The organism is Rubrimonas cliftonensis, assembly GCF_900107585.1.
In the GTDB taxonomy this organism is placed as follows: Bacteria; Pseudomonadota; Alphaproteobacteria; order Rhodobacterales; family Rhodobacteraceae; genus Rubrimonas; species Rubrimonas cliftonensis.
Genome location: NZ_FNQM01000098.1, coordinates 1 through 1,033, shown reverse-complemented (window position 1 = coordinate 1,033; position 1,033 = coordinate 1). Strand labels below are relative to the sequence as shown.

The window sequence follows — 1,033 nt, the reverse complement described above, 5'->3', positions numbered from 1 at the left end:
TCACGGACGCCTCGGGCACCTTCAACGAGATGACGCGCCATTCGGCCTGGGGCCGCATGCAGTCGGCCGGCGTCCAGCTGATGACGTGGTTCGGCGCCGCCTGCGAACTGCATCGCGATTGGCGCAACGATGTAGAGGGGCTGGGCGCGCTTTTCTCCGCGCACATTCCCGACTATCGAAACCTCATCCACAGCCACGCCGCGCTGACCGCTGGGCGATGACATGTCGGCGCCCCGCGGGGCGCGAAGGTCTGGATCCCGCGCTGCGAGGCGCGGGGTCAAAGACGCCATGTGGCGGCGCATCGAAGGCGCGCGCCGCTTGCGCGGTGAGATCACCGCCTCCGCCACCGGGAAGCGCCGCTCACCCGACACGAGACCCGGCGCGCAGACCGGTCTATCGAAACCACGCGGCGGTTGCGGTCATTTCACCGCTTCGGCGGCCTGTTGGATTACGGCGGCCACCTCATCGGGGTTCGTCATTGGCAGCATGTGACCATTCTCGATGTCAGTAACCGCCGAACCGGCCCGGAGCGACATCCGGCGCTGCAGGTCGGGCGCGATGGTTCGGTCGAGGGTCGCGATGACCGACCAGCTCGGCTTTTCGCTCCACGCCGCCGATTGCACCCTGTAGTCGAGGATAGCCGAGTTCGAGGCTGCCTGGGACCTCGCCACGTAGATGGCGTCTTCATCGGACAGACCGTTGCCCACAACCGAAATGAAGGCGTCTTCATGAATCAGGTAGTGACCGTCTGCGAAGACCGTCAGCTTGTCGGACGTGAACTCGGTCGGTGTCGAGGCCAACAGGGCTCCGCCGCTCTCTCCCACGTCTGGCTGGAAGGCCGCGACGTAGACAAGGCCGCGGACGTCGGGGTCCACGCCCAGTTCGCTGATGATCACGCCGCCGTAGGAGTGGCCGACCAGCAGCATCGGGCCATCCTGAACGTCAACAATCCGCTGAACTGCCGCGATGTCGTCCTCGGTGGATGTCAGCGGCATCTGCACGACCGTGACTTTGAAGTCTTTTGCGGTGAGGC

Annotated in this window: 1 protein-coding gene and 1 pseudogene; one reads left to right on the top strand and one right to left on the bottom strand. The window is 65.4% G+C overall.

The window, feature by feature from the left end; translation table 11 throughout:
- Positions 1-221 (top strand): annotated as a pseudogene (locus BLW43_RS22775) (hypothetical protein); the annotation flags it as partial.
- Between the two features lie 198 nt (positions 222-419).
- Here BLW43_RS22775 and BLW43_RS22770 read toward each other — a convergent pair.
- On the bottom strand, positions 420-1,033 hold a 614-nt coding region (locus tag BLW43_RS22770; protein WP_139284214.1), incomplete at its 5' end, for an alpha/beta hydrolase.